This window comes from Psychrobacter sp. ENNN9_III (assembly GCF_001462175.1).
Lineage (GTDB): Bacteria > Pseudomonadota > Gammaproteobacteria > Pseudomonadales > Moraxellaceae > Psychrobacter.
On record NZ_LNUO01000081.1, the window covers coordinates 1 to 5,544 of the forward strand.

General features: G+C 42.5%; 3 protein-coding genes and 1 pseudogene. All 4 read left to right on the forward strand.

The features are described 5' to 3' along the window. Positions 1 to 2,503 (forward strand): annotated as a pseudogene (glnE, locus tag PENNN9_RS05270) (bifunctional [glutamate--ammonia ligase]-adenylyl-L-tyrosine phosphorylase/[glutamate--ammonia-ligase] adenylyltransferase); the annotation flags it as partial. A 192-nt stretch (positions 2,504 to 2,695) separates the two neighbouring features. Further along, a complete protein-coding gene (locus PENNN9_RS05275) occupies positions 2,696 to 3,625 on the forward strand; it encodes a branched-chain amino acid transaminase (RefSeq protein ID WP_058368678.1) in 930 nt (309 codons plus the stop codon). A 107-nt stretch (positions 3,626 to 3,732) separates the two neighbouring features. Then, complete coding sequence (locus PENNN9_RS05280; protein ID WP_082638001.1) at positions 3,733 to 4,569, forward strand: glycosyl transferase; 837 nt, start codon at positions 3,733 to 3,735, stop codon at positions 4,567 to 4,569. A 106-nt stretch (positions 4,570 to 4,675) separates the two neighbouring features. Continuing rightward, the gene (locus tag PENNN9_RS05285; protein ID WP_058368679.1) at positions 4,676 to 5,542 is read left to right on the forward strand and encodes a glycosyltransferase; all 867 of its coding nucleotides are present in this window, start codon (positions 4,676 to 4,678) and stop codon (positions 5,540 to 5,542) included. The last annotated feature ends 2 nt before the right edge of the window (positions 5,543 to 5,544 follow it).

Here is a 5,544-nt window from a genome sequence, read left to right on the forward strand (position 1 = left end):
GTATAGTCTTTGCCAAAGAATATACTTATCAGCAACTGGTTGCCCAATATGGCAAGCCAACTTTTATAGATGATAAAGGGGTGAAGCGTATTGATGACATGGCAATTATGGCCATGGGTAAACTTGGCGCTCATGAACTGAATTTATCGAGTGATATTGACCTGATATTTGTCCATCAAGCGCGCGGCGAGACTGATGGCGATAAAGCACAAGGCACGCGAAGTATTGATAATAAACGTTTTATGACACGTCTTGGTCAAGGTATTATTAAGCTATTGGATAATTGTACCGCAGATGGTTTTGTATTTCGAGTAGACATGCGTTTGCGCCCATGGGGTGATGGTAGCGATTTGGCTATTCATCTATCAGCATTGCAAAAGTACTTTGCCAACCATGGCCGAGCGTGGGAGCGTTTTGCTTGGCTTAAAGCACGCGTAGTCGGTCAGGTTACACCGCCATTTTATGATGAGTTGCAAGCGCTCATTAAGCCTTTCGTTTTTCGCTATTACGTCGATTATAGTGCTTTTTCGGCTTTGCGTGAGATGAAATCTCTCATCCAAAATCAAGTGGCACAGCGAGAAGATTTGGACAATATTAAGCTGGGTGCTGGCGGTATTCGTGATATTGAGTTTATCGTACAAGCCTTTCAGCTTATCTACGGTGGTCGTCATCCGCAGCTACAAGTCAAGTCATGCCTGCAAGCGATGGAGGTGCTGTACGAGCTTGAATATCTTGAATACTCGACCTATGGTCAATTACAGGCCGCTTACCGGTTTTTGCGCCGTCTTGAACACGGTATTCAAGCGATTAACGATCAGCAGACCCAGCGGCTGCCCAATGATGAACACTGGCAGTATAATTTGGCCATTACTTTAGGCTTTGAGACTTGGAATGCACTACTAACAACGCTTAATCTACATCGCGAAAATGTCAATGTTCCATTTGAGCGTATGGTGACTGAACGACAAGTACCCGATCAAGAAGACACTGAGCTTGACCATGCCAATCTTGATGAGCAAATTGCGCAGCTCAATACCATACTAACGGAGCAAAACCGCGCACAACTACAGGCATTTTGGCAATCAAAAATGGTCGCCAACCTAAGCGATGAAGCTCGAACACGTTTAGATGACGCTTATCCGGTAATCGTGCATGCGTTGCTTGCGCATCAAGAACAGCAGCAACTGGCCAATAGTGCACTACCGCGTCTCATCAATTTACTTGAGGCCATCTGTCGGCGCTCAATCTACTTGGTCATGATAGCAGAAAACCCAAATGCCACGGTTGAGCTGATTCCGATGTTGTCTGCTAGCCCTTGGATTGCCAATGAGCTGGCACGGTATCCTGTCTTACTGGATACCTTTTTACAGCAGCGTTATCGTCATTTGCCAGACAAACTAGAGCTACATGACATCTTGCGTCAGCGTCTTTTACGAGTAGAGCCTGATGACGAAGAAGAGCTACTGAGCGTGCTACGGTTGTTTAAAAAGAACCAAGTGCTGGCCGTTGCTGCGAGCGACGTCTTGGCTGAACGACCCATTATGAAAGTATCTGACTCCTTAACTTACATTGCAGCTGTGGTGTTAGAAGCGGCACTGGAACGGGCTTTTGCAGAGTTGGTTAAGCGCTACGGCTATCCTATCGCCCAAAACGGTGATCCAGTAACTGAAGCGGATTGCGGTTTTGCTATTATTGGTTATGGTAAGCTTGGTGGTCTTGAGCTGTCTTATTCATCTGATTTAGATTTGGTGTTTTTGCATAAGATAAAAGAGCAGGGTATGACGACTGGCGAGAAGTCAGTAAGTGGGATGAAGTTCGCGGCACGTTTGGCTCAAAAGCTTATGACTTATCTAAATACGCAAACGCGTGATGGACGCGCTTATGAGATTGATATGCGCCTGCGTCCCTCAGGAAATGCAGGTATGATGGTGGTTTCTTGCCATGCTTTTGAGACTTATCAGCGTGAAAAAGCGTGGGCTTGGGAGCATCAAGCTCTGGTTCGTGCTCGGGCAATATGCGGCGACAAACGTGTAACAGCGCTTTTCTGTGATATTCGCCGTACGATATTGTCCCTGCCACGTACGCTTGATGAAGTACGTACAGAGGTGACAAGTATGCGTATCAAGATGCAAAAGCATTTGGGCACTAGCCAGTGGCAACAACAAGCAGGCAAGTTTCATCTTAAGCAAGACGCTGGCGGCATCATTGATATTGAGTTTTTAGCGCAATTTGTCGTGTTAGCGTATTCGCATGAGTACCCAAGCCTGACCAAGTGGAGCGACAACGTACGCATATTTGAAGAGGTTGCGCTACTTGGGATTTGGGATGAGCAGGTTTGCCAAGATTTAACTGATGCGTATCTGCGTATACGAGCGGCTGCCCACCAGCTGGCACTAGCTGAGCAATCATTGCTGGTAGATGAGCTGCTATGGACAGAGACACGTGCGCTTGGCAGTCTCAGTGGCAGCATTTGATGGGTGGACCTTCAATAGAAGAAAAATAAGCATTTATACGGCAAAGGGTATAAATAAAAGCCATGCAATGACAAACTAAAATGTTTCATTTGTTTGGCTTGCCGATGATATAATCATTTGCACACTAATATGGACTCAGTGTAATCATACAATTTTAATTAAAATACTTACTCAAAACTCAACAAAAAGTTAGTCGTTAGTACTAACATAAGGATTCTTACATGAATATGGCAACACAGGAAGGCAAGCTTTGGATGAACGGTACGATGGTTGAACAGCCCGATGCCAAAGTTCATGTACTTACCCATAGTTTGCATTATGGTATGGCGGTGTTTGAAGGAGTACGTGCTTATCAAACTGATGACAATCGTACCGCAATCTTCCGTTTAAAAGAGCATACTGAGCGTCTGTTAGGGTCTGCAAAGATATTTCAAATGGATGTACCTTTTGATGCAGCTACGCTTGAACAAGCGCATAAAGACGTAGTTAAACAAAATGAGTTAGCAGAAGCTTATATTCGTCCACTTATTTGGGTTGGTGCAGAAAAGTTAGGTCTTTCTTCCCATGGCAACAGTATCAATGCAATGGTTGCTGCTTGGCACTGGGGCACATATCTTGGTGAAGAGGGCATTCAAAACGGTATCCGCGTTAAAACCTCTTCTTATACACACCACATGCCAAATGTCACGATGTGTAAAGCTAAGGCTTCAAGTAACTATCCTGTATCTATCATGGCTAACCAAGAAGTGACTCGTAATGGTTATGACGAAGCTATATTGATGGACCCACAAGGCTTTGTTTGCCAAGGTGCCGGTGAGAATTTATTCTTAGTCAAGAATGGTGAGCTACATACCCCAGACTTATCTGGTGGAGCATTAGATGGAATTACTCGTCGCACTATTTTACAGTTTGCCGCTGATTTGGGCATTAACGTCATTGAGCGCCGTATCACTCGAGATGAGTTCTACCTGGCCGATGAAATCTTTATGACCGGTACAGCTGCTGAGGTTACGCCTATTCGTGAGTATGACGATCGTACTATCGGTAACGGTAGCCGTGGTCCATTGACTGAGCAGTTACAAACCTTGTACTTCGATGTGGTGCATGGGCGTAATGAGAAGTATATGGACTGGTTAAGCTTTATTGATTAACGTTATCTAACAAAATTAAAAAGGCTGAACATAATTGTTCGGTCTTTTTTTTATGTTAATATACGGAGCATATTATTTATTCATACTATTTAAAGTGAGTAGTTTCGATGCCAATGGGTACAAAAGCAGCATATAACAATAATATTAAGCAAATTATCTGTATTAAATGGGGCACTAAATACGGCGCTGATTATGCCAATAAGCTCTATGGTATGGTATCACGTAACATTACGCCACCATTTCGCTTCGTCTGCTTTACTGACGATACTACAGACGTTCGTTCAGAGATTGAGTGTCAAGAGCTACCTCCTTTAGATGTGACTATGCCAACCAATACCTTGGGTAAATGGCCGAAGTCACGACTCTGGGGTGAAAAGCTAGGTGATTTATCAGGTACCGTTCTATTTGTAGATTTGGATGTCATTATCGTCGATAGCCTTGATCCTTTTTTTGAGTATGGTAAACCTGATGATGTTATCTTGTCTTATAATCCAAGTAATCCCTTAGAGCGGTTAGGGCAAACGTCTTGCTTTCGTTTTCAAGTTGGTTCATTGGTATCTCTTCAAGAAAAATTTAAAGCTGATCCGCAAGGTATCGCTGATAAATACCGCTTTGAGCAACGCTTTGTAACTCGTAATGCGCCAAATGGTGTCAAGTTATTCCCAAAAAAATGGGTGGCCCACTTTAGACGTAAGTGTCGTCAACCGTTTCCGCTAAATTATATTAAAGAACCAAAAATCCCTAAAGGGGCACGCATCGTTATCTTCCCAGGTGATCTATATCCTACTCATGCAATTGAGGGAAGATATAACAAAAACGCTGCTAATAATGCAGTAGATCATTTGAAAAGATTGAAAGAACCCAAGAACCTTAAAAAACCACTACGCCATCTGCGTCATTTTATCTTGCCAGTAGGATGGATTGAAAAATACTGGAGAGAGTAGGTTGAACTTATATTTAAATATTTTTATATCCGCAGAAGTTAGTATTGATGTTTTCTATCCTTATTTTCATGAGAATAGAAGCATCACCCAGTAAATGGATAGAATTATGAGCACGAATGATACCATCAAAGTCTTTGTTGGCTGTGACCCAAATAACTGTGATTTAGAGCAGATGATGGTTCTAGATTATAGTATTCATAGACATACTAGTATGCCAGTGGAGATAGTATGGATGCAGCTATCGCGCGATCCTGATAGCTACTGGTATTCAAATCCTGAGACTGGTAAGGGCTGGGATACTACTAAATGGTCAACACCTTTCTCTGGTTTTAGATGGGCAATTCCAGAGTATTGTAACTACTCTGGACGTGCGATATATATGGATGCTGATGTTGTTATTTTAGACGATTTAGCGAAGCTGTGGCAGAATCCTATCGAAGGACAGTCTATAGTGTCTGCTAAGACGAATGCTGATATGACTCGCTTGTGTACTTGTATATGGGATTGCCCCAAAGCGCGCAAATATATTCCATCTGTTGAGCAGCTAAAAGACAACATTGATAGTCATAAAGAGATGATGAAGCTATTCAAAAAAAATAAAAAGCTGATTGAACCTTATCAGGACAGTTATAACTGTATAGATGGTGAAAATTTAGCAATAGAAGAAATCAAAATATTGCATTACTCAGATATGGGAACGCAATTTAGTCATAAGTATTCGCTACCTAGAGTGAATGAGGAAGGGGTAGAGCATTGGTTTGACGGTGAAGTCTTACCACATCCAAGACAGGATTTGGTCGATCTTTTCGATGACTACTATAATGAAGCGCTTGCTGCTGGCTATGATCTAGAGAACTATAGAATTGAGCCTTTTGGTAATTTTCCAAAAAAATCTCAACAAGGCTATATCGGGAATAAAGTGACTCGTCCAAAGTCTTCCAAATCCCTATTTGCAAAATTATTCAAGCGTTGATT

Excerpts from the sequence above, each read along its gene's own strand:
- PENNN9_RS05275 (WP_058368678.1), top strand. The coding sequence starts at position 2,696 with ATGAATATGGCAACACAGGAAGGCAAGCTTTGGATGAACGGTACGATG.
- PENNN9_RS05280 (WP_082638001.1), top strand. The coding sequence starts at position 3,733 with ATGCCAATGGGTACAAAAGCAGCATATAACAATAATATTAAGCAAATT.
- PENNN9_RS05285 (WP_058368679.1), top strand. The coding sequence starts at position 4,676 with ATGAGCACGAATGATACCATCAAAGTCTTTGTTGGCTGTGACCCAAAT.